23 protein-coding genes are annotated in these 21,359 nt (G+C 59.1%); 10 read left to right on the top strand and 13 right to left on the bottom strand.

The features are described 5' to 3' along the window. Positions 1-8: 8 nt before the first annotated feature. A complete protein-coding gene (locus tag ACQR1I_RS11800) occupies positions 9-1,412 on the bottom strand; it encodes a methyl-accepting chemotaxis protein (RefSeq protein WP_434864760.1) in 1,404 nt (467 codons plus the stop codon). A gap of 197 nt (positions 1,413-1,609) precedes the next feature. On the opposite strand from ACQR1I_RS11800, the gene ACQR1I_RS11795 reads away from it, so the two are divergent. The 3 genes from ACQR1I_RS11795 to ACQR1I_RS11785 are packed head-to-tail and all read left to right on the top strand — an operon-like array spanning position 1,610 to position 3,100. After that, complete coding sequence (locus ACQR1I_RS11795; protein WP_434864759.1) at positions 1,610-1,939, top strand: ArsR/SmtB family transcription factor; 330 nt, start codon at positions 1,610-1,612, stop codon at positions 1,937-1,939. After that, positions 1,932-2,414: an SRPBCC family protein gene (locus tag ACQR1I_RS11790; protein WP_434864758.1), complete on the top strand. Its 483-nt coding sequence runs from the start codon at positions 1,932-1,934 to the stop codon at positions 2,412-2,414. The genes ACQR1I_RS11795 and ACQR1I_RS11790 overlap by 8 nt, the downstream gene beginning before the upstream one ends. A 26-nt stretch (positions 2,415-2,440) precedes the next feature. Beyond that, positions 2,441-3,100 (top strand): glutathione S-transferase family protein, encoded by a 660-nt coding sequence (locus tag ACQR1I_RS11785; RefSeq protein ID WP_434864757.1) that lies wholly within the window; start codon positions 2,441-2,443, stop codon positions 3,098-3,100. An 8-nt stretch (positions 3,101-3,108) separates the two neighbouring features. On the opposite strand, the gene ACQR1I_RS11780 is transcribed toward ACQR1I_RS11785, so the two are convergent. Further along, positions 3,109-3,840, bottom strand: coding sequence for an SDR family NAD(P)-dependent oxidoreductase (locus ACQR1I_RS11780; RefSeq protein WP_434864756.1), 732 nt, complete (start codon positions 3,838-3,840; stop codon positions 3,109-3,111). Between the two features lie 82 nt (positions 3,841-3,922). Between ACQR1I_RS11780 and ACQR1I_RS11775 the strand changes: the two genes are divergently transcribed. Next, positions 3,923-4,555: an arsinothricin resistance N-acetyltransferase ArsN1 family B gene (locus ACQR1I_RS11775; protein WP_434864755.1), complete on the top strand. Its 633-nt coding sequence runs from the start codon at positions 3,923-3,925 to the stop codon at positions 4,553-4,555. A 434-nt stretch (positions 4,556-4,989) separates the two neighbouring features. On the opposite strand, the gene ACQR1I_RS11770 is transcribed toward ACQR1I_RS11775, so the two are convergent. From ACQR1I_RS11770 to ACQR1I_RS11760, 3 genes are read right to left on the bottom strand one after another with little or no spacing between them, the layout of a single operon-like run. Further along, on the bottom strand, positions 4,990-5,769 hold the full coding sequence (locus ACQR1I_RS11770) for a competence protein CoiA (protein ID WP_434864754.1): 780 nt from the start codon (positions 5,767-5,769) through the stop codon (positions 4,990-4,992). Between the two features lie 5 nt (positions 5,770-5,774). Next, positions 5,775-6,302 carry a gamma-glutamylcyclotransferase family protein gene (locus ACQR1I_RS11765; RefSeq protein WP_434864753.1) on the bottom strand — a complete coding sequence of 176 codons (528 nt, stop codon included), beginning with the start codon at positions 6,300-6,302 and terminating at the stop codon, positions 5,775-5,777. A gap of 17 nt (positions 6,303-6,319) precedes the next feature. Further along, complete coding sequence (locus tag ACQR1I_RS11760) at positions 6,320-9,319, bottom strand: hypothetical protein (protein WP_434864752.1); 3,000 nt, start codon at positions 9,317-9,319, stop codon at positions 6,320-6,322. A 384-nt stretch (positions 9,320-9,703) separates the two neighbouring features. Here ACQR1I_RS11760 and ACQR1I_RS11755 point away from each other — a divergent pair, with 384 nt between their 5' ends. The 4 genes from ACQR1I_RS11755 (at position 9,704) to ACQR1I_RS11740 (ending at position 11,694) form a co-directional block, all read left to right on the top strand. Continuing rightward, positions 9,704-9,964: a type II toxin-antitoxin system ParD family antitoxin gene (locus ACQR1I_RS11755; protein WP_434864751.1), complete on the top strand. Its 261-nt coding sequence runs from the start codon at positions 9,704-9,706 to the stop codon at positions 9,962-9,964. Then, complete coding sequence (locus tag ACQR1I_RS11750; protein ID WP_434864750.1) at positions 9,954-10,250, top strand: type II toxin-antitoxin system RelE/ParE family toxin; 297 nt, start codon at positions 9,954-9,956, stop codon at positions 10,248-10,250. Before ACQR1I_RS11755 ends, ACQR1I_RS11750 begins: the two co-directional genes overlap by 11 nt. 519 nt (positions 10,251-10,769) lie before the next feature. Continuing rightward, positions 10,770-11,339, top strand: coding sequence for a hypothetical protein (locus tag ACQR1I_RS11745; RefSeq protein ID WP_434864749.1), 570 nt, complete (start codon positions 10,770-10,772; stop codon positions 11,337-11,339). 73 nt (positions 11,340-11,412) lie between these two features. Then, positions 11,413-11,694 (top strand): hypothetical protein, encoded by a 282-nt coding sequence (locus ACQR1I_RS11740; protein WP_434864748.1) that lies wholly within the window; start codon positions 11,413-11,415, stop codon positions 11,692-11,694. Positions 11,695-11,754: 60 nt separating this feature from the next. Here the strand turns inward: ACQR1I_RS11740 and ACQR1I_RS11735 are convergent, their stop codons facing one another. Beyond that, the gene (locus tag ACQR1I_RS11735) at positions 11,755-12,858 is read right to left on the bottom strand and encodes a hypothetical protein (RefSeq protein ID WP_434864747.1); all 1,104 of its coding nucleotides are present in this window, start codon (positions 12,856-12,858) and stop codon (positions 11,755-11,757) included. 496 nt (positions 12,859-13,354) lie between these two features. Here ACQR1I_RS11735 and ACQR1I_RS11730 point away from each other — a divergent pair, with 496 nt between their 5' ends. Continuing rightward, a complete protein-coding gene (locus tag ACQR1I_RS11730) occupies positions 13,355-14,884 on the top strand; it encodes a type IV secretory system conjugative DNA transfer family protein (protein WP_434864746.1) in 1,530 nt (509 codons plus the stop codon). 4 nt (positions 14,885-14,888) lie between these two features. Here the strand turns inward: ACQR1I_RS11730 and mobQ are convergent, their stop codons facing one another. From mobQ to ACQR1I_RS11700, 6 genes are all read right to left on the bottom strand, one after another. Then, on the bottom strand, positions 14,889-16,049 hold the full coding sequence (gene mobQ, locus ACQR1I_RS11725; RefSeq protein ID WP_434864745.1) for a MobQ family relaxase: 1,161 nt from the start codon (positions 16,047-16,049) through the stop codon (positions 14,889-14,891). 200 nt (positions 16,050-16,249) lie between these two features. Next, a complete protein-coding gene (locus ACQR1I_RS11720) occupies positions 16,250-16,585 on the bottom strand; it encodes a hypothetical protein (protein WP_434864744.1) in 336 nt (111 codons plus the stop codon). 15 nt (positions 16,586-16,600) lie between these two features. Next, positions 16,601-16,885 carry a hypothetical protein gene (locus ACQR1I_RS11715; protein WP_434864743.1) on the bottom strand — a complete coding sequence of 95 codons (285 nt, stop codon included), beginning with the start codon at positions 16,883-16,885 and terminating at the stop codon, positions 16,601-16,603. Positions 16,886-16,977: 92 nt separating this feature from the next. Then, complete coding sequence (locus tag ACQR1I_RS11710; protein ID WP_434864742.1) at positions 16,978-17,286, bottom strand: hypothetical protein; 309 nt, start codon at positions 17,284-17,286, stop codon at positions 16,978-16,980. A gap of 14 nt (positions 17,287-17,300) precedes the next feature. Further along, on the bottom strand, positions 17,301-17,588 hold the full coding sequence (locus tag ACQR1I_RS11705; protein WP_434864741.1) for a hypothetical protein: 288 nt from the start codon (positions 17,586-17,588) through the stop codon (positions 17,301-17,303). A gap of 37 nt (positions 17,589-17,625) precedes the next feature. Next, the gene (locus tag ACQR1I_RS11700; protein WP_434864740.1) at positions 17,626-18,477 is read right to left on the bottom strand and encodes a MobA/MobL family protein; all 852 of its coding nucleotides are present in this window, start codon (positions 18,475-18,477) and stop codon (positions 17,626-17,628) included. A gap of 313 nt (positions 18,478-18,790) precedes the next feature. Between ACQR1I_RS11700 and ACQR1I_RS11695 the strand changes: the two genes are divergently transcribed. Then, complete coding sequence (locus ACQR1I_RS11695) at positions 18,791-20,059, top strand: type IV secretory system conjugative DNA transfer family protein (protein WP_434864739.1); 1,269 nt, start codon at positions 18,791-18,793, stop codon at positions 20,057-20,059. Here ACQR1I_RS11695 and ACQR1I_RS11690 read toward each other — a convergent pair. Then, on the bottom strand, positions 20,056-21,318 hold the full coding sequence (locus ACQR1I_RS11690) for a hypothetical protein (RefSeq protein ID WP_434864738.1): 1,263 nt from the start codon (positions 21,316-21,318) through the stop codon (positions 20,056-20,058). The two genes, ACQR1I_RS11695 and ACQR1I_RS11690, sit on opposite strands and share 4 nt — an antisense overlap. Positions 21,319-21,359: the final 41 nt, after the last annotated feature.

Raw genomic sequence — 21,359 nt, 5'->3', positions numbered from 1 at the left:
TTGCGCGCTTAGTGCCCGATCTCGTCGAGCGCCGCCAGCACCTCGGTGGAGGCGATCTCGACCTTGCCGATCTCGTTCAGCGCCTCTTCGATGCGGCCGGAGCTGAACAGACGCGCTGCTTCCTTGCCGTGGCGGTGCACGGCCTCGTGAGGCCGTTCGAGGCGGCGGAATGCGGAATCGCCGGCGAAGCGCTGGCCGGCCTCGCCGTAGTACCATTTGCCGAGCCGGCAGGTGTGGTGGTCGCTGAGCTCGTCGGCTTTCAGCTGCAGCCTGCCCACGGACATGTCGACCAGCCGCTTCTTCCAGATGACATGATCGGCCTTGGCCAGCCGGATCACCTGGTTGTCGAGCGAGAGCTTGGAAACCTCGGCCAGCATCTTGCCGACCTTCGAATCCGTCCGGCTCATCGTGTCGGCCAGCGACATCACTTCGTTCGCGTTGGCCATCGCCAGGTCGGCGATGATCGTGATGCCCTGCGCCACCTCGTCGGTCGCTGCGGTCTGCTCGGCGAGGATGCTTGAAATCTCGTCCATCTTGGCGCTGACCACGGTCGTGCGTGTTCCCGCCTGGTCGATGGTCTGGGCCAGATCGGTCATCTCGGACATGCCGACCTCGACGGCCTTGGCGCCGCCGGCCATCGCCTCGACGATGCCGTTCATCTCGCCCTGCAGCCGCTCGATGCGGCCCTTGATGTCCTCGGTCGCCTTCGTGGTCTGCTGCGACAAGCTCTTCACCTCGGACGCAACGACGGCGAAGCCCTTGCCGAACTCGCCGGCGCGCGCCGCCTCGATGGTCGCATTCAGCGCCAGCAGGTTGGTCTGGTTGGCGATGGCGTCGATGGTGCTGACGATCGATCCGATCTCCGCCGAAGCCGCGCTGAGGTCGGTGATCTTGGCCGAGGTGTCACGCACCGAGCTCGCAATGCCGTTCATGGTCTGCAGCGTACGCCGCACCGCCGTCACGCTGGTCTCGACCGCCTGGCGGGTTGCCGCGGCCTCGCTTGCCGCCGCGGTCGACGTTGCGCTGATGGTCTGGACCGAGGCCTGCATTTGCACCGAGGCGGAGGCGAGGCTCTGGCAGCGTTCGGACTGATTGTTGGAGGCGCCGATCAGGCGCGCCGCGCTGATCGAGGCTTCGTTGCTGTTGATGCAGAGGTCGACGACCGCATCGAGCTCTGTGGACGCGCGCGCCGCCAGCGTGGTGCCGAGGCGATGGATGGCCGCGATGAGCTCGGGCTTGACCGGCGCGCGCAGCGCCGCTGCATTGACGTCCGCGACATCACGATCGAGCTTGCCGTCGGCCCAGTCCGTGAGACAGCGCGCAAGCGCCTCCTGAAATGCGTCATGCGCCGCGGTGTCGAACTGGGGAGCGGCCTGCGGTTCATGGGTTTTGCGGCTACGGAATCCCAGCATCTGTCCTCTCAAGCCAAGCACGGCGACCACGATGCCGCGACGGGTTCCAACGTCGGTTCCCGATTCAACTTGCTTGCGTTTTGGTTACCAAATGGTTTCGGGCTGCAACTGATGGTTGGTCAGCCCTTCGGAAACTGGCGCAAAACCCGTCGCGAATACCGCTTGACGATTGTGTAAGCCATGACTTACGGTAAGTTATGGCTTACCAAGAAGCTTTAGCAGTGCTCGCAGACCCCACGAGGCGGCAGGTGTTCGAGCGCCTGCGCGGCGGCCCGCGGCCGGTGAATGCGATCGCGGCCGGCCTGCCGGTCTCGCGCCCAGCGGTGTCGCAGCATCTCAAGGTGCTGAAGGACGCCGGCCTGGTCGAGGAACGCAGCGAAGGCGTCCGCCGCATCTACTCGCTACGCCCCGAGGGTCTGGTCGAGCTGCGCGACTGGCTGGACAGCTTCTGGGACGACGCGCTGCTCGCCTTCAAGATCGAGGTGGAGCGTTCGCACCGGCAGATGAAGAGGAAAACCGATGAGTGAGCCCGTGGTGATCGCGCCGGTCCGGAAGCAGGTTCATGTCCGGGTGCCGATCGATCATGCGTTCGCGGTCTTCACCAGCGGTCTGACGCAGTGGTGGCCGCACACGCACGGGGTCGGCCGCAAGCCGATCAAGACGGTGCTGTTGGAGCCCAGGCTCGGCGGGCGCTGGTTCGAGATCGCCGAGGATGGCACGGAAACCCCGGTCGCGACCATCGTCGTTTGGGAGCCTCCGCATCGCTTCGTCCTGCTGTGGCAGGTGAATGCACAGTGGCAGCCGGACGCGACGATGCGTTCGGAGGTCGACGTGCGCTTCTTCGCGGATGGCGACGCGGCGACCCGCGTCGAGCTGCTGCACCACAAGTTCGAGACGATGGGCGGCAAGGCGGGCGCGTCGATGCGCCGGGACGTCGACGGCGGCTGGCCCGGCCTGCTGCAGCGCTTCGTGGCCGAGGCGCAAGGCAGCACCGCGTCGTGAAGTCGTCACCAGAGGAGGAGATCGTGATGTCCGAGTTCGTCGTTCATTCCGTGCCGGGAAGCCCGTTCGGCCGCAGCGTGCTGATTGCGCTGGAGGAGAAGGGCGCGTCGTATCGTCTTGCCGCCATGGCGCCGGGAGAGGCGAAGAACCCGGCACATCTCGCGCGGCATCCCTTCGGGCGCGTGCCGGCGCTCGAGCACGAGGGCTTCATGCTCTACGAGACGCAGGCGATCGTGCGCTACCTCGATCGTCTTCTGCCCGAACCGCTGTTGACGCCTGACGACGTGAAGCGGGCAGCGCGCATGGATCAGGTGATGAACATCAGCGACTGGTACCTGTTTCAGGGCGTGTGCAACGTCATCGTCTTCCAACGGATCGTCGGTCCGCAGTTTTTCGGCACGACTCCCGACGAGGCGGTGATCGAGCGGGCGATGCCGCAGGCGAGAACGGTAGTCGCGGAGCTGTCGCAGCTGCTCGGCGAGCAGCCGTTCATGGCCGGCGATCAGTTGTCGCTCGCGGACCTGCAGGCCGCGCCGCAGGCGAGCTTCCTGGCGCTGACGCCGGAATGGGCGACGCTGACGGCCGCTCATCCCAATCTCGTCGCCTGGATCGAACGGCTGGAAGCGCGTCCGAGCTTCCAGGCGACCACGATGGATCAGCTCGTGGCGCGCGCGCAGGCGGCGTAGGCGCGCGCCTACCAGCCGAGCGGCCGGCCGTCCCGGAAGAAGCCGCCGGTCGGGCCGTCATCGCCGAGCAGCGCGGCCCAGACCACGCTGGCGGCCCCGTCGGCGACGGGGCGCGCGCCCATCGCCGCGCCACCCTCGAAGGTCGCGGTGAAGCCGGGACAGACCGCGTTGATGCGGAGCCCGGGGTTCTCCCGGGCGAGCTTCACCGTCAGCGCATTGAGCGCAGCCTTGGCAACGCCGTAGGAGGCCGGCATCGGCGCCGACGTGGCAAGCCCGAACTCAGGGTCGCCATGCGATCCGGCGCCACTGGAAACGTTGACGAGGCGGCCATGCGCGCTGTTGCGCAACAGCGGCAGGAAGATCTGGGCGACGGACCACGCCCCGAACAGCGTGCTCTCGAAATTGGCGCGGACTTCGCCGAGATCGGCGGTCGACGCGGTCTCGTCATAGCTGCCGAGCGTGGCGGCATTGTTGATCAGCACGTCGAGCCGGCCAAACCTCTCGTCCAGCAGCGCCGCCAGCTTCGCCGCCGCGTCGGGCTCGGTGATGTCCATGCCGTGACCTTCCGCACTCACTCCCGCCGCGCTCAGTTCATCCGCCCGCGCCTGCGCGTCGGCAACTTTGCGCGCGGTCAGCACGATGTGATAGCCGCGCTGGCCCAGCTGCCGCGCCGCCTCGAAGCCGATGCCGGTGGCGCGCCCGGCGCCGGTGATGAGTGCAATGGAAAGAGATGCATCCACGTTTCGCCTCCAGCTCGATGTGGGATGACGTCCACGTAAGAACGGCGCGCCGACGCCTTTAGATCTGGATCGCTCGAGCCGCTTGGAGACTCCGAGCGGGCCGACAGGCGACAAGGAACGAGGCCATGAACGTGACCGTGGCGGCGCCGGCAGTTCTGCGCCATCATTCGCCAATGAACGCGCAAAAGGGGAAGTTCTGGTGCGGATTGATATTCGACCTGCCGATGTCACGGACGCCGAGGCGATCCAGCAGATCTACGCGCCGATCGTTGAGAACACCGCAATCTCGTTCGAATACGTGCCTCCCTCCGTTGCAGAGATGGCCGAGCGCATTACATCGACTTCGCGGACTCATCCGTATCTTGTCGCGGTCGATGGCAGCGGTGTTTGCGGTTACGTCTACGCAAGCGCTCACCGCGAGCGCGCAGCTTACCGGCATTCCGTCGACACCACGGTCTATATTGCCGCGCAAGCGCGAGGTAGGGGTGTCGGTCGGGCTCTTTACTCGGAGCTGCTGCCCGAGCTCCAGCGGCGCGGCTATCACATGGCTTTTGCCGGCATCGCGCTGCCGAACCCGGCAAGCATCGCACTCCACGAGTCCGTCGGCTTTGCGCCGCTCGGCATCTACCGCGAGGTCGGCTTCAAATTCGATCGCTGGCACGATGTCGGCTGGTGGCAACGCCCTCTGGTGAGCGATGACTGCTTTGCGTCATGATGGGCTCGCGGGAGGCGATGGTGAAAGGAGAGGGGCCCGAGACGGGCTCACGAGCCTGGTGCGGACGGTGGGACTCGAACCCACATGACGTTGCCGTCGAGGGATTTTAAGTCCTCTTGTCCAGTGCTAAATGCCTTTGAAACATAAGGAAAATAGGTTGCTCAAACTTTGTGTGCTATTTCCCGTGCTAAAAATGGCTGATTTTCCGCGTTCCTGCATACAGGAGGGCGGCCAATTCGCGATTTGAGCTGAAGGGATTGGCAGACGGCTTGACCAGACGCCCACTGGGACCTGATCGTTGGTAGCGTCGTTCGCAGGAACGCAATGCCGAGACCTGTTGCCCTGATTCGGCAGAGTAGGGAAAGCTCCTTAACGCCACCTTTGCAAGGCCGGGTCTTGGAGAGCTTAGGCGGCAATAAGCCACATATCCTTGATCAACGATGGCGGAGGCGGTTGGCCATTCGCTGCGGGGCCAGCCATTTCCTGTATTGTTGGTCTCCAAGCTCTCGAAGAACCTGAGAAATATTAGCGAGGGTCTCCTTCACCTCAATCAACTGAAGCCGGGTGGAGGCCGCCCCCACGAAGTCTTCGGGCCGCATGCCAACAACAACAGCAAACCCTTCTGCGCGTCCCGGGAACAGGCACCAGAGGACGTTCCTGTACGGGTCGGAGGAATCGCCCGTGCCGTTTCCCCGAAAATCAAAGATGACTGGTACCAAGCTATCCAGCCACATCTTGGGAAGGTACTCGTCAGGGTGTGGCAGTAGAAAATACCCTGGTTTGCCTGCGGACGTGAACCTGTCTCTACCCTTGAGAAAACGCGGATAGTCCCGTTGAAGGCGAGTGCCATCCACGATCCACAGCATGTTCTTGTAGAACCGTTCGCGTGCAGCTCGTTCTTGCGGATCGAGGTGTGAGTGCTGAAATTCAAGCACAAGGCCATGGTTGGTGCGGACATCCGCGATGTGCCGCTCTCCTGTTTCGTCGTGCTGGACGCATTCTTGGTATTCGGCCGGGAATTGGTTCTTCCATGCGCGATGCCACTCGGTTTCCGGCTCCGCCCAGGAGTCGCAGTCCCGAATGCCGCGATGCGCCCAGTGCGGGACTCTGTGGGTGCCGCACTTTGCGATAACCTCACCCCGACAAGAGGGGCATACTCCGCGTCCGCCAGCGAAGGCTTCGACACGTTCACCGGTTGCAAGGGCAAATTTCATTGCATTCAACGGATTATTGCAGCTTCCCAAGCCCGGAGCTTCGCGGTCTCCTCGGCATGGCGCTTTCTGTTCGGGTCTTCGGCGGTGGCCACAGGTGTGATCGACTCCGCAATGTATTGCTCAGGTAATCCATACTCGGTCGCACCGGCCTGCACATAGGCCTTGTACCAGGAGTAGGGCACAAGCCCCTCTCTTATAGCCTGAGGATCAGCTACGTAGGTCTGGACCGTCAACTGGTCACCATTCGAAAGAATGACAGATACCTCCAAGTCGTCATATCCACTCCCAAGCCCTTCAAACCCATCGAGATCGACTTTCTTCGAGACAGGGATGTCGTAGACCACGCCCCAAACGAAATGGGCTTCTTCACCCGTATAGGCGATGTCACACTTCGATGACTGATCCTTACTTCTTTTGCGGAAACGGAGTTGGTAACCTGCCAACTTTGCAATGCTGACGAATTCGCAGGGCACGCGATCGCGCAGTCTTCCGCTGCACATGTTCGAGCCGTAGGCGAAGTATTTGAATCTCAATGTTTCACCTCACTGCTCTAGTCGGCATCAGGATCAAAGTTGTGCTTTCTCAACTGCAAATCCGATTCTGCTCGCCGTTGCTCAGCTGCGATTGACCGATCAAGGCTTCGAATATACCGCTCTGCGAACTTGCGAACGCGAGGGCGCTTATCCTTTAGCCAAGGCTCCATCAATAAGCGCTTTCCCTGATAGGCCTCTACAAAGCCAAACTCTCCGCTCACCACTCCTGTAGATTCCAAAGCCCTTTCGATGCCGAGCAATTGTTCATCCTTCTCTGGGAGCAGATTAACAATGACCTTAAAGGTCTCGTGAAGCGCAGGTTCACCTTCGTAGTTCTGAAGAACTGACATTATGAAATCTATGGCAGCGGGGTCGCGTTTGACCAAAGTTTGAAGGGATTTCCCAAAAGCCTCTGAAAACGAAGGAAATATTAGAGCCAGCAGCCGTCCGCCCTTGTACTCGAACAACTTACTATCTGCCGCGTACCAAGCCTGAATCGTGTGAATTATAACCTTGGGATCCGTCCCGGCTAAAGCGGTGGGTAGCTCATGCAAAGAAAACGGAATCGCGTCATACGATGTTTCTCCCTCATCTTTATGTTCGCTTCTCTTCCTGAACATGTTGAGTAAGGCTAAGGGGTAGGTTTTGGCGATTGGCGTGAGGAAGGCCTCTTCATGGTAATCAATGCGCCGTACGCCGACAAAATCCTCAAGGAGTCGCTCCGCCTGTTCCAGTGTGAGGCCTTCAAGGAATTTCTGCTCTTCCCCGTGATAGATTTGCATGAGCCAATACCAGCGTCTGCTTTTTGCAAGTAGGTGAACCGCGGGTAGAAAGAACGTATCTGTGAGCGCAGCATCCAACCCCGCTGCCCGCCTCATAAAGCTAGGTATAAGCTCTTCAACAGCATCCAAATCTGCAGCCGCAAGTGCGGTGAGGAACAGCGAGGGGAGCCATTCGTCCGGAGAATCGCTTCCGTAGTGCACCACTCGCGCCAGAGGCGCCAAGTAGATGCCCTTGGCAATCCATGCCTCTCCGATTCTAATCGTGGCATCGCGTTCGCTGCTTTTGAGGGCTCCGAATAAAAGGGAGGCACGCAAATGGGTCGGCAAGGCCGCCTCCTGTAACCACTCCATTGCAATTGCAGCATGAACAGCGCCTATCTTATCCAAAAACGCGCCGAGGTGTTGGCTGGAGTCCGGTTCCTTGGAGAGTTCAAGGACCAACCTGAGCCAGTCCGCGGATGTCGCTTGAGTAACCTCTGTTAGATAGTGCGCCATGCGCGCCTCACGGAGATCATTCCTGCGGCGCCAATTGTGTTCCTCGTCTTCCAGGTCTTCTGCGAATACAGCGTCGAAGCCCACAAAGGTCTTATACTTATTGTAGATCTCGTGTTTGTTTATGGTTCTTCGAAACTCAGCAATCACGGGAAGAAGGTTGTCGTATGCGGATACGATTTTCTCATTCACAGGTTTGATATTCTTGGCTCCCTGCGCGTTCTGAAAGGCACGAAAGCAATGCTTTTCCATGTCTTGTAAGATGTCGTAGGGAGGCACTGGGCCCTGCTTCGTGAAGAATTCAAGAATCCGTTTGGTGTCTCGGATGACTAGTAGCCAGAGAGCGTCACCGTACTGCGCCGCGTTTGGCAGGTCCATCGCAGCTGACGCTGCATGATAATCCTGTCTCTTTTCCTTGAGGTTAGATGAATTGGCGTAGAGGCTTAAGAGAATGTCGAGCGACTTCTGCCTGATTTCCGCCAGCAACTCACTGCCGTTAATCGCCCCTGTGTGCAACGATACGGTATCGTAGGTTTCTGAAGAAACGCCTCGAACCTCTGACTTCAGCACATTTTCGCAAACACACCGGACGAGTGGCTCATACTGTTTACGCTCGGCCTCTGCCATCTTGACTATGTCAGCAATCAGGCCGGACTGAATTGCCGGACCGATCTGGCGTAATGCACCCAAGTGATACTCGGTCAGCTTTCTTACAGCTTCGAGAATGTGCTCGCGTTCGACATCGGAAATCGCGCCGCGAAAAAGAGCCTTAAGTACTGAGAATGTCGCAGGCACGTCGACAAAGCGGAGATCTGTAATGATCTTTAGCGCGGATTCGACGACATCCTCTGCAGATTTTCCAGGGAAATAACCGAAGCCAGAACCATACTCGATTGGCTTAGTTTCCGTCGTTCTAGAAAGCTCTACTACTTCGAGCAGAGCGTTTCGCAGGTCGCTCGCGATTGAAATCACGTCGTCGCATTGGGGAAGAACGTCCTTCCGAATACTTTCAATGACTTCACAACGCTCGATATTATCGGCGGCGCCTTGGATGACCTGAACTACCCCTCGATCAAAAAGGGACTTCCCTGACATAAGCCGCTGGAAATCGTGATGTACCTTTTCAAATTCATGTCCCGCAGGCACCAGGTGCTTCTGCATGATTTCCGCCATCCGTTTGTGGATGCGGTTGTACTGTCGGGTCCCGAAACCAGCTGCGCCATCAGGGCGATGGTAGAGGATATCGTGTGCAGTCTCCGACCATGCATGGTTCAGAATTGTTTGAATCTGAATTTCACAACGAAGTCCTGCAAACCGAGAATACTCTGGTAGCTTCAAGCGGTCGTCTTTGAGTGAGATGACGTAGTGAAGGCCGCGGTACTGCTCGTTTACATCCGCCGGCGTACCAACAGGGTGGTGAACCTTTGAAGCATCGTAGTCGACGTGAAAGTTGTCCTGTATAATCCGGGAGTTGAGGAAGCTGCGCTCATCCGAATTTGTGTAGAAGATCAAACGTGCTCCTGCGAGGTCCTTCAGTTCCTTCTCGATCGATCGACTTCGTTCTAAGGCACGCTCCTTGAGTTTACGTGCCAACGATGTGATGGACTTGGCTCTTGTTTGAATTTGTTGAGGTCTGACGACAGAAGGGTTGCTGTCAAGGACCACCTCAATGATCGTCTTGATTGTCGCAGCAAAAGCTTCGTATAGGCTGCGCTTTTCCTCGACGTATTGCTTGAAATTCATGTCGTGAGCTTCTTTAGAATGTGGTGCCGTCGCCCGGACTCGAACCGGGACAGACAATTGTCCTGTTTTTTCGGCTTTCGAGTCTCGTTGCGGTCTATCCTTTTCCCTAGTGGATCGAGCTAGGGGGGGGCGACCGCAGGCCTGCACGCACAAGATGCAAGACGGGCAGAGTCGTGCCAACGGTTTTGTCGCCAAGTTTCAGCGGTTGATGTGGAATTCTGCGCTTTTCAGGAGCACTCCACCTTAGAGGGAGTGCCTGAGGTGGAGGCATGCGTCCCCGCTAGATCATTGTTTTATCTAGTATTCGCCGCCACCAGGAGGGTGTCTGGAACTGCTTGAGCGATATAGCATAAAATGCTATAATGTGCTAAAGGAGTCGCCCCAATGGCCAGCAGCTACACCGTCGGCAAACACTACGAGGATTTCATCAAGGACTTAGTGGACAGCGGCCGCTATTCGACCGCCAGCGAGGTGATGCGCGAGGGCCTGCGGCTGATCGAAGAGAAGGAAGAGCGCCGCAAGGCCAAGCTCGAAGCCCTCCGGGCCTCCATCCAGGAAGGACTCGGCAGCGGCACCGCCGAAGCCTGGGATGTGGAAGAGCTGATCGCCGAGGCGAAGCGCCGGAAGGCGTCGCATGCAAAGTAGCCGCCTGCTTCGCCCGCAGGCACGGGAAGACGCGCTGGAGATCTGGCAATACATCGCAGCCGACAACGAGACGGCAGCCAACGCACTTCTCCACCGCTTCGACCGCGCAATCCGCACCCTTGCCGACAACCCGCTCGCCGGACGTGAACGCCCCGAACTCGGCCGCGACATCCGCAGCTTTCCGGTCGGCAACTACATCCTCTTCTACATTCCCACCACCAACGCCATCGAAGTCGTCCGCATCCTCCACGCGGCACGCGACATCACGACCGAAGAACTGGAGTAGGGCGCTTCCCCGAGGCGAAGCCTCCGGCGCCAATGCCGAGACCTCGGCATTGGCAATGGCCAGCCCCCTGCGCCGGGACCGACCCGCGTCAAGGGCGGCTCTGCCGCTCGTCTCGACCCTTGACGCGGGGCGGGCGCGGTGCACCCCTTCACCTCTAGGAAAAACGCACCCGCAGGAGCGCCAGCATAGCGGCGGCATAGCCGGGCGCGGGACCGAGTGCAGCCCTGAGGCCGATCTTATAGGGCGCCCGCAGGAGTCTCAGCATAGCGCCGCCGCCAGGCGGGAGACGGGACCGAGCGCCCCGGCCGAAGGGCTCCTTATGCCTACCGCGAGGGATTGTCACCAAATGGCCAAGACGCGCAGCGGCTTGGGAAGCACCGCGAGTAGAGCCCGTTAGCGCAACGTGTCATCATCTAGAAAAGAGGCTTCAGGCTCCTGTCGCTGACTGCTTCTTCGCTCCCCAAGTGAAACGCCACACCCTGTGCTATTGTGGTAGCGATCGGATGCAGAGAAAGTCCCATGTTCAAGAACAAGAAATTCGACGTCGAACACGCCCTCAACCTCTATGCGGACAGCTTTTCCTTGCTGCCCGCCCACGCAATCTATGACGAAGAAGCGCTCAAGCCGTTTATGCCGGTTATCGAGCGGTGCCACATCTACTTCGTCGGCCTGGTTCCAAAAGTACACCTGCTGGACGCCAAACAGACCGGTAGGACCTTGATCATTTCGATGGGGATGGCTGGCAAGACGTACGATCTTGACTGGGAACTGCCGGACGGTTTCGATCTGAAGACAGAAGGTGACATCTGGTATGTGCTGGGAGAGAACGGCACGCGAAGCTTCCCCGCCGACGAGGAGGTGTCACGGAGGCTCGCCCTCACGGACGCACCCATGCATTTTGATGTCCAGTACATCGGACAGGCTTACGGCTCCGAAGGTTCGCGCAACGCATTGGATCGTCTCCGCAAGCACGAGACTCTGCAAAAGATTTCGTTGCAGGGCGTGCCAGACGGTTATCGCCTTGAACTGCTCCTCTTCGAGGTGGTACCGGCGCACGCGCGTCATAACTTTCTTCAACCCGAGGGCTGAAGATAAAAGCCAAGGAGCCAAGCGCATCGAGGCTGGCCTTGATAAGCTGTTCGGTACGGATGAGAAAGAGCGCGTGAGCCTCTTCGAGGCGGCTTTCATCCGGTATTTCAGGCCGCCGTTTAATGACAGGTTCAAGGATAGCTTCCCTTCGACAAACATGAAGGTTTTGAAGGAAAGCTACGCTAAGGACTTCTCAGCTGTGATCGCCGAGATCAACTTCGATGAGTTGCCCTATCAACTGTTCTCGGACCACATTCCGGTCGCGCACAGCCACATTGCAAACCACAGCCTGCACACGGAAGAGGAGCGCAACGTCTTCTTTTCAGAAAGTAAGGGGGACGTACCGAAGAAGTAATTTAGCCGAACAGGCAAACCTGCATGTGGCCGCGAGTTGGATTACGTTGGTTTTTGCCAACTAGCCGCTACTTTCCGACCCAGTACTGCCGAATTGCACCGAGTCGCTTACTTCAGCGCCTGCTGCGATCTCCCGAATAGACTCGATCCCCATCGCGTACTTGCGGTACATGACAGAAAGCTGCAGCCAGAGCGGATGTTTGCGGGCTGCATAGATATCTTGGAACATAGCGGCGTTTTGCCGATAGCGGAGCAGAGTAGGCTCGAACGAAGCGGCCGTGGCCCGGATCCCATCAAGAGTAGTAGCGCGATGTTCTAAATTAGCACCACTTGCGCGAAGTCTCTCGACCGCCGATCGCATTTCTAGATGCGCGCCGACGGCCTGAGCAGTGCCCAAGTCGAAGTAGTCGTGCTCCTTGAGGACCGCCAATATCGTGTCCTCAATCCCGAAAGTTTCCTTCTGGTGAGCGAGCACCGCAAAAAGTCCGTAAAGGTCACCAGGCGGAAAAGGAATGTCGGGATTCTTGGGGTCTGTGAGTTTTCCGAGTTCACTGCTGACCGCTTCAAAGGCCGCCTGGGATGCGTGCATCTCCTGCTGCATCATGGTTGTTTTGTAGCCCTTATCGCGGTCCAGAGGCGCCGCGTTCTCCGGGTCCACCTCCTGCAGGGGCAAGTCAATAATCTTCAGTTTAGTGGAGTGTTCCAAAGCCGCCGGGGTTACCTGCTGAGCACTGAGCCCATCTACGATTGATATCCCGGCCTGCGCATAGGCTGCCGCGACAAGCTGAGAGCAGAACAGCTTCGTGGGATCGGGTGTTCGCCTCCCTCCGGCTTTGGTCTGGAGAGCACCCTTCAGGTCGTACTTCCTGTGAGACATATTCCGGGCGAAAGCAGCTGCCTTAGCGGCCGCATCGGGATCTTCGACTAGCCGCAGGAGCCGCCATCGATTAGGCTTGCGGATGACGACGCGTGCAAAGCTGATCACCCGGACACCATCGCCCACGGCCTCAATGAAATCCGTGTTTCCGAGCCAGAGCAGTGCATGGCTGTAATTCCCCCAATCTGCCCAGGCGATACCCTTACTGCGCCAGCCGCTTCCGCGTTCGAGTACGATGTCGCCAGGCAGCAGCCGACTCGGGTCAAAAGTCCACGCCTTCTTCCGCATGGCGTTCACACTCCAGATTCATATGTTTGCATTGCAAAATGCTAAGCCTTCCCGTCGCTTCTGACCAGGATGTCGGGAGAGCGAGGTAGATAGACTGACCAATCGAACACGGCACTTAGACCACGCACTCGGGTAGCAGTGCTTTAACGCACTACTAGGCGGCGTCGCTTAAGCCTTGGACCTCCGACCGATCGCCGTATTCTCCGGCTCTTTCCATTCGATCTGTCCGACCACGAGAAGTGTATCCGAGGACTCGCTGGCGGCTTTTTCAGCAGCTGTGATCGAGCGGTGAATCCGCCCATGGACGTATCGCTCGCCGTTCCCGTGGACGAAGACATTGCAAAAGCCGACATGTGTGATGAGTCTTCCCATAAGTGAACGTCCTCCAAAATCTCTTTAAATTATCAATCCGATATAATCGGCCCTGATGAGATTCGCCACGCTTAACCGTGGCAGTATCGACACAGGGGTGTCCGACAATCGGCTACTGCCAAGCTTGGCCAAACTGTACTGGCGGCTCACCCTCGCACGCATGAGGATGCTGTGGGGGCTCGTCAGATTGTTGTGGTTCGCAACGCGTCTTGCGGTGCGCGTTCTCGTATTCATCCTCGTCCTGCTGTACCGCGCAGTCAGATTACTGAGACGCTGGGGCGGCCTCAACCCCGGCGGTGCGCTCGGCTCCGCCCGGTTTGCCAACTGCTGGGAGATGTTCTGGTCGGGCGTACGACGCGGACAGGGACCAATCGTCGGCCGTATCGGCCGTTCTTTTTTGCGCTTCAACAGGGACGGGATGATCACCGTGTTCGCTCCTATGGGCGCGGGCAAGGGCGTCGGAGTGGTCATTCCCAACCTCCTCGATTATCGGGGTTCGGTGGTCTGCACCGACATTAAGGGGGAGAACAGCGCGATCACGCGACGGCGCCGCCTGTCGTTCGGCGCAGTCCGCATACTCAACACCAGCGACCCGTACGCCTCGGACCATTTCAACCCGCTCGACATGATCCGTGTTGGTGGGTTCGACGAGAAGGATGATGCCGAAGCACTTGCGCGGCTGATGGTCATCCCGGACGGCAAGGAGTCGCACTGGGACAGCAAGGCCGAAGGCCTGCTCGCCTGCCTCATCATGTACGTGGTGCGCCTGGAGCCTGAACTGCGGACCATGGCGCAACTCCGCACACTCTCAACCCTCCAGCCCGAGTCGCTCAAGGCGCTGTTGCACACCATTGCGGTGGAGGGCACCTCCGCCGCCTGCGAGCTGGCAGGCAGCTTCCTGGCGATGGAAGGCAGCGAGGAGTACCGCAGCGTCCTCTCGAACGTCGAGAAGGCGACCAGGGTCTGGTCAGCGGCCAGCCCGGCCGGAGAGATCAGCCGCACCTCCACGTTCCAGCTCTCGGAGTTGATCACCCAAGTGACCACCCTCTATCTCGTGGTCGACGAGGAAAAGCTCTCGGTCTATGCGAGCTTCCTGCGGGTCATGGTCGGCTGCGTCATCAATGCGCTGACCCGCGCCAAGAACCTGCCCAGACCCAAACGCAAGGTCCTGCTGCTCCTCGATGAAGCCGCCGCACTCGGCAGCCTCGAGCCGCTGGAACGCGGGGTAGGGTACCTGCGGGCCTACTGCACCCCCCTTCTCGTCTTCCAGGACATGAGCCAGCTGCGCGAACTCTACCGCCGCTGGGGCTCGTTCCTGGCCAATGCCACCTGCAAGGTGTTCTTCAACGTCGCCGACCTGGAGGCCGCAAGGTTTGTCTCCGAGCTGATCGGACAGGCGACCCTGTTCGCCCGCAACCAGGGCACCTCGCGCTCCAGCACCGACCCGCAGGAGCGTTACTCGATGGGTATGTCGGAGACCAGCCGCTGGCTGCTCGACCCGGCCGAGGTCCTGCGCCTGCCGGGCCGCTGTTCGTTGGTGATCTTTCGCAGCGATATCCTTAGGTTCCCGGTGCTGGCCTGCAAGGTCAACTACCGCGCCTGGCGTCACGTCCGCTGGTGGAATGCCTACGACACTTGGCCCGCAATGGCGTGACCGCTCACATGGTCCGCCCCAGCGACAACTCCCGCCGCTGGCGCCAGAAGTAGAGACGGTTGGCCCATAGCGTACAGCGTACCAACTGGCTCTCCCGCACACCCATCAACTGATAGAACAGGCGATCGAGCTCCGCGACCATCCGCTGGACCGTGGCCGCTCGCTTGCGGGCGTGCAGGGTACGCTCCCATGCGGATGCAGGGTCCTCGCCCCGATACTCAACCCGCTCGGACTCGCGGATACGCTTCGCGTAATAAATCTTTCGCTCTCTCAGCCGCGCAATCCGCAACTGGACAGCCTTGGCCGTCCGCTCCAGCCTGGCCGCATTCAGGCGCAGGCGTCCCGCGTTGAACTGCGCCCGGCTGCCCTGGTCAAAACGCGTGTAAAGGACGCTACGGCGCGCCTGAGACCCATATTCCTTGGGCCGTGTCGGCCCCACAAACTTGTCCCGACTGGCGGGAACACGCCCTTGAGCATTGCGAACCTTGGGTCCGACGTGCACCTCCGGCAAGCGATCGAGCGCATGGGCCCCGCGCCGGTCACCGCGGGCGAGGGCGGAGGCTTTCTGTCCGGCAAGGCTGCGGTGATCAACCCGCGCATTGTGCCCCCTTTCCCGCAGGGCATCGTTCTGCATGCGAGCCCAGGCCTCGCGCCACTTCAACAACATGGCGTCGCTGTTCCACTCCCGCGTCTTGACGCGCCGCAGCCCAAGCGCCGTCGCTTGGCGCAAGGTCAGGAGCAGGTGGGCATGAAAGTTACGGGGATCATCCCCCTTCTCCGGCACGGGTGCGTGGATGGCGAAATCCACGACCATTCCCAAGGACACAAACTGCTTCCGCGCGAACGACCGCACCAGCTCCAGGCGCTCCTCAGGCGCCAGCTCATGCGGCAACGCCACGTTGATCTCACGTGCCAACTGCGCGTCGTGGCGCTTCTCGATCGCTTCGACATGATTCCAGAGGGTCTCGCGATCCTTCAGCCACTCGGCAGCTGCCTCAGGCACGAGGATCTCCTCGTGAACCACGCCGCGTCGCCGACTATAGTCCGCCACGGTCCCACGCCGATGATCGTGCAACACCATCCCCGCACGATAAGCCGCCATTGCCACCACCGAGCGCCCCTCCGAGCGCTTTACCGGTTGAGCGGACAAATGATATGACGCCATGCCTTTCTTCTTCTCTTGGGGTGCAACGCACCCCTTCCGGCCGCTGTGGCGGCCGCGCACCTATGTTGCGCAGCAATGTATAAGTGCGCCATTCCAAGCATTCATAGTTCTATAAAAAGCCTGTTCTGAATTTGGTGCTATTCTTGCTACAGCGCAAAGGCCGATGAGCGGGCCCCGCGGATCATTCAGGCATGGCCGAACTATCGCCTTAGCTTCTTTTTTATTTTTGGCTTTTCGGGCTTCTGAGCGAGGGTGTCGTCCTCTGGGTTAAGGCTTACCGCTTGACGCAATTGTTGTCCTAAGTCGTTAGCGATGGCTTCGAGGCGCGCCAGCTTGATGGAGTCAGTGAGAATACTCTCGTCGGCATCCTTTTCCTTTAGCCGGAGGTACTCGTCCTCCTTAGGATCGACCCCGCGCTCTCTTATGAGCTGAAACCCTTCTTTCTGACGCTGGTAGAAATGAATTCGGTCGCGCAGGTCGTCTATTTCCAGTTGGACCTCTTCGAGCTTAATGTCGTATTCGGCGGCGTCGTCCACAACAGGACTCCTGTTCTAGTCAGCAAGCTTATTGATCTGCTTGAGTATCTCTTCCTTCTCGTCTCTGTGATTCAAGACACTCAGGCAAACTTCGATAGCTTCCTGTACCACGGCTTTGCCGCGCCTCGCGATGTCAAGGACCTGTGTTGCCTGAGGGTGCTTATTCGTTTCGCCGGGGTCGCTCAGTATTGCTTCCCATTCCTCAATTGCGGTTTCGAACTCTGTAAGCTGATCGCGTAGACGCCGCAACTTGGTCAGATCTACCCTGCGTTCGTACTGAAGGAGTTCAATACCATCCACTCAGGCAATCGTACGATGAACATGAGGGACAGCCAAGATTATTTCAACTTGCGCTTGCGCCCCAAGCCTTCATCACCGAAGGCTGGCCTTATCTACATTTTGGGCTTCTTAGGCTTTAGCCACGGCCGCAAATCCTGTTCAGATTCGATGTTCTTGAATTCGCTTTCGCCCCGCCGCATCAGGTAATCTTTTCGTCTCTGCGCAATATCCATCTTCAGATCGCACTGGCCGACGAGGTAACGGAGGCGTTCTATTTCAGCAGGTGGAGCTGTTGCGTCAATTTGGCGTAGCCGCGTGAGAAAACCTTTCTTCCTTTGCTCCGCATCCTTTAGCTCGAAACATACGTCTCGCAACTCACGATCGGTTTGGCTCAAATGGTCAACGGCTTCCTGCTTATCCATCGAAGTCTCCGTAATTAGTCTTCTAGAGCGGCGAGCTGTCTTTCTAGTTCTTTCCTGTCGTCGTGAAGTCCCAAGATCTCCATCTCAACGGCCACCAACTGCTGAAATGTTTCGAGGGCCTTGCGTGCGAGGCCCAATCGCCTTTGCGCATGATGATGGTGTTCTGCGAAGTCGGGGTCTTCCAACACTTGCTCCATGTCAGAAATCTCAACTTCTATGTGACGAAGTTTATCGAGATGACCGCGCAAGCGTAGCAGGTCTTGCTTACGCGTAAATTGAAAGCGGTCTTCGGCGTCTTGCACACCTGAATCGTACGACGATGCTCTTCAACAGCCAAGCTCATTCGATCTTGCGCTTGAACCCGCGCGCTTTGCCATCATCCAGGTCGGGCCGATGAATCCCCCGCAGAACCTCGATCTCTCGCGCTTGCCGGTCCGCGTCGATGGCAGCCCAGCGCGCCTCTTCGGTCTCATGCGCCAATTGAAGCCGCCGATTGTAGGCGGTCCGGCTCATACCCTTGTCGAGCTTGCGGTAGTCCACGACGCGGCTCTTGCTGCGCGACCTCGGCCGGTTGCGGTAGGACCGTCGCCGCGAATGCGGCGTTCGGCCCTCGCGGCTCATGCGCCGGGCCCGCACCCCCTCATGAATGGTCGGCTTGCGCTTGATACCCTGGGCTTCGAGCGTCCGCCTATCAACCCGCGCATCAAACCCTGCAGCTTCCAGCGCCAAGTTGGCGTGCTTCTCCCAAGCCTTTCGGAGCCGCTCAGTCGAGCCCACCTCGCTCATGCCAATGACCCGCTTATTGGTCTTCGGGCACCGATCTCGGATGACGAGATGGCAGTGGGGGTTCTTTGCGTCCTTCCCCTTGTCATGGAAGGCAGCCAGCCAGGGAGCCCGTCCCTCGGTCATGTCCTCGGCGAATGAGCGGACCAACGCCACCCGCTGCTCGGCATTCAACTCCTTTGGCAACGCCAACATCACCTTGTCGATGACGCGGGCGTTCTTACGGCTGGTGTCCTCGGCTTTACGCAGATACCCTATGGCCTCATCGGCCTGAGTCGGCATCCGTGCACCGTCGATGCGGCCCAAGGCGCGGGTCCGGGTAATGTAGCGGATGTGAGCAGCGGCGGTGTATGGCTCGTCCTGCGTGGACTTGCCTATCGAGCTGTGATGCAGGCTGTATATCGCCACGTGCACCTCAGTGAGTGCGCCGGGTTTCCAACGGAAACCCATAAGTGCGCACTACCGAAATTTTAGCCTCGGTGATTCGGATGGCAAGCGCCCCGAAGCTCCACGGACCGCGACATTTTCGCCGATGCCCCGGCCACACCATGGCCTGCCCAGACCGCCACACGGCGCTGCCACGCTCCTCGCCGGGGACACGATCGCGCGATGGCGTCACGTACAGAGGCCGGATAGGGTGCAAACATTGGGAAGCTGGCCGCTCGGGGTCTTGGGGGACCGGGTAAGCCATGCTGGCAGTGCATATTCAGGGGCTGATAAAATGGTGGGCAAGGCGCCTTTGACACTCGGCGTGTTCAAGGAGACTGGTCAGGAATACATCTTCGACGGTGCTGAGAGCCTCATCACCATTGCACGGCCGGGGCGCGGAAAGACCCAAGCCCATGTGGTCCGCAATCTCCTGTACCTGGAAGCGCCCGCCATCGTCCTGGACGTGAAGCCGGAGATAGCTGACCTTACCAGGGAGTGGCGCGACCAGAACGTCGGTCCGGTACAGGTCTTCATGCCCGGTGACGCAGCCAATACCGCGAATTTCAATCCACTCGATGCCGTACCGAATGACCCCATAGCCGCGTACACGGCTATCGGGCGCCTTTTGCCGCTACTCATGGTGCCGACTGACTCCCAGTCGGCAAAAGGCTTTTGGGAGGGGCGGGCGGCCCAGCTCCTCCAGGGCGCACTCTATGACATCTGTCTGCATGGGTATGGGGATCAGGGCCGCCGAGATATGTCGGCCGTCGTGGATTGGTTCTCGCCATCTCCGACGCAACTCAAGCTCCAAATTAAATTTCTTCAGAGTTGTGGGGTAAGAAGCCTGGTGCGCATTGGCAACCAACTTGAAAGTGCGGACGAGGAGACCCGGTCCAACCTCTACGAGACTGTGCTTCGGCACGTCGATGTGTGGGGATCCCCGCAATTGGAGCCGGTCGTAGCGGAGACGACCATCAACTTCGAAGACCTGCGGCGCAAGAATGGCACTCTCTATCTTTGTGTCACCCCCGAAGAATTGTTGATGTACCGGCCGCTGATCCGCACGCTCCTCGGTCAGATCTTCTATGCGATCCGCGATGCGCGGGATCAGTGGGATCTCGCACCCGTTACGTTCTTCCTCGATGAATTCCCGCAGCTCGGCTACATGCAAGAGATTGAGCAGATGCTTGCGCTCGGGCGGCAATCCGGATTGCGCCTGTGGCTCTTTGCGCAGGGGACATCACAATTGCAGAAGGCCTACGGGGATGCGGAGCGGATTCTGGAGTTGATGGCTGCGCGTTGTTACATGGAGCCAACCGCTACGACTGCGCAGGAACTGTCAAAGGAGCTCGGAAGCAGACGCGACCTGCTTAGCGGCACAATGAAGCCGCTGGCTACGGCACAACAACTCATGGGGCCGGAATACGTGGACAGAGTCATTGTCCTGGAAGGCGGGCGTCGTCCGGCGCGCCTGCAGGCCGTGAAGGCCTATGAAGATCCGCAACTTAAAGGGCGCCTCAAGGAAGAGCGCCAAAGCTCGGACACCGAATCCGAAAGTTAACGTGACGTCGCCCAGCCATTCTCGTCGTCTCGGTCTTCGACGAACCATCTCGCCAGTTCGCCGAGAAAGCTCTCTTCATCAATGTACGTTTGGAGGAAGTCGAGCTTGTCCAACCAGTACCTCTCCAGTTTCGTGTCCAAACCCGCGGTAGCCAACGGGAAGAGAGTGAAAGAGGTCTCGTCGGCGAACTCCTTACCGGCGTCACAGTTCAATAGCGCGAACATACAATTTTCCGGATACGATGAATGAGAGTATTTCGCATAATCACCCGAACGGCTTCTCCATAACTCCATCTTTATGCAAGCAAGTTGCTTTGCGCTCATGGATGCGATGGATCTTTCTCCACGAAAACCATCCTTGACCTGATCATGGTGCATGCGAACGCTTCGAGCCTCGGCAAATGCAGCCTGCATGCTTGCGAGTAAACGTTTGAACCCGTCCAGGTCTTCCATGGGCTCAAAGGGGCTAGGGCCTATGTAAAGACATCCGTCTTTAACGTGAAACTTGCATTGCTCTGTAGCTAGCTGATGCTGGATCTCTGCTCGTCGTGCCTCCTCGGCCGCGGCGACGCGTTCCTTCTCTGCCGCCTCCGCGGCCTGCTGTGCAACCTGATCTTTAGTTTTCTGCTGCGCCGCTAGCGCATTCTTCTTCCAGACCGGACGGTGGAGGATGTCAACGTAGTGGCAAACCGAAGGGGGATGCCTGCAATTTACAATGCGCCCCATGTTTTCGGACGCCTGCGCAAGACTGGCATCTGAAAGCCCGGAACAGTAATCGACAAGGGTCTTTAGCAGTTTTTCCCGAAATCCATCGTCGCCGAGATCCACCGGGTCGTATGTCGCCAAGTGGCGCCCCAGTGCTAACAGGAAGAGCCTGCAAAATTTTGCCAGCCAAAGACGTGTTGTGTCGTCGTCCACGCCTGGCAGAAGTTCGATCCGCAGCGCGTTGCCTTCCTTCGTATCGTCGACAAATCCCGTCCTTGACCATTGCTCCCGATCACTATCGATCGCAGCGACAACCTTTCTGAACGTCAGGCTTTCGTCCGCACTGAATTTCGTACGGAAGTAATGCATGGTTCTAAGGCGAGCATACCTCCGTCCCTCGGTAATCAGATAGGCCTGGAACGCTCGGTTGTTGAGTGCCGCTCGCTGTCGCGCGGGGTTCGTCGATTCCAAGTCGGCTATGAGCCCCTGGGGAATTCCAGCAATGTCAGAAAGCAGTCGCCCCTGAGGCTCTCCGGGAAACGGCTTCCTGGTCACCCAGCCTTCCAGCGCGTTCCGCCTGGCCACTTCGAGGGCCC

This window comes from Bradyrhizobium sp. HKCCYLS2038 (assembly GCF_051167655.1).
Lineage (GTDB): Bacteria > Pseudomonadota > Alphaproteobacteria > Rhizobiales > Xanthobacteraceae > Bradyrhizobium.
This window is presented reverse-complemented; position numbering and strand designations above follow the sequence as displayed.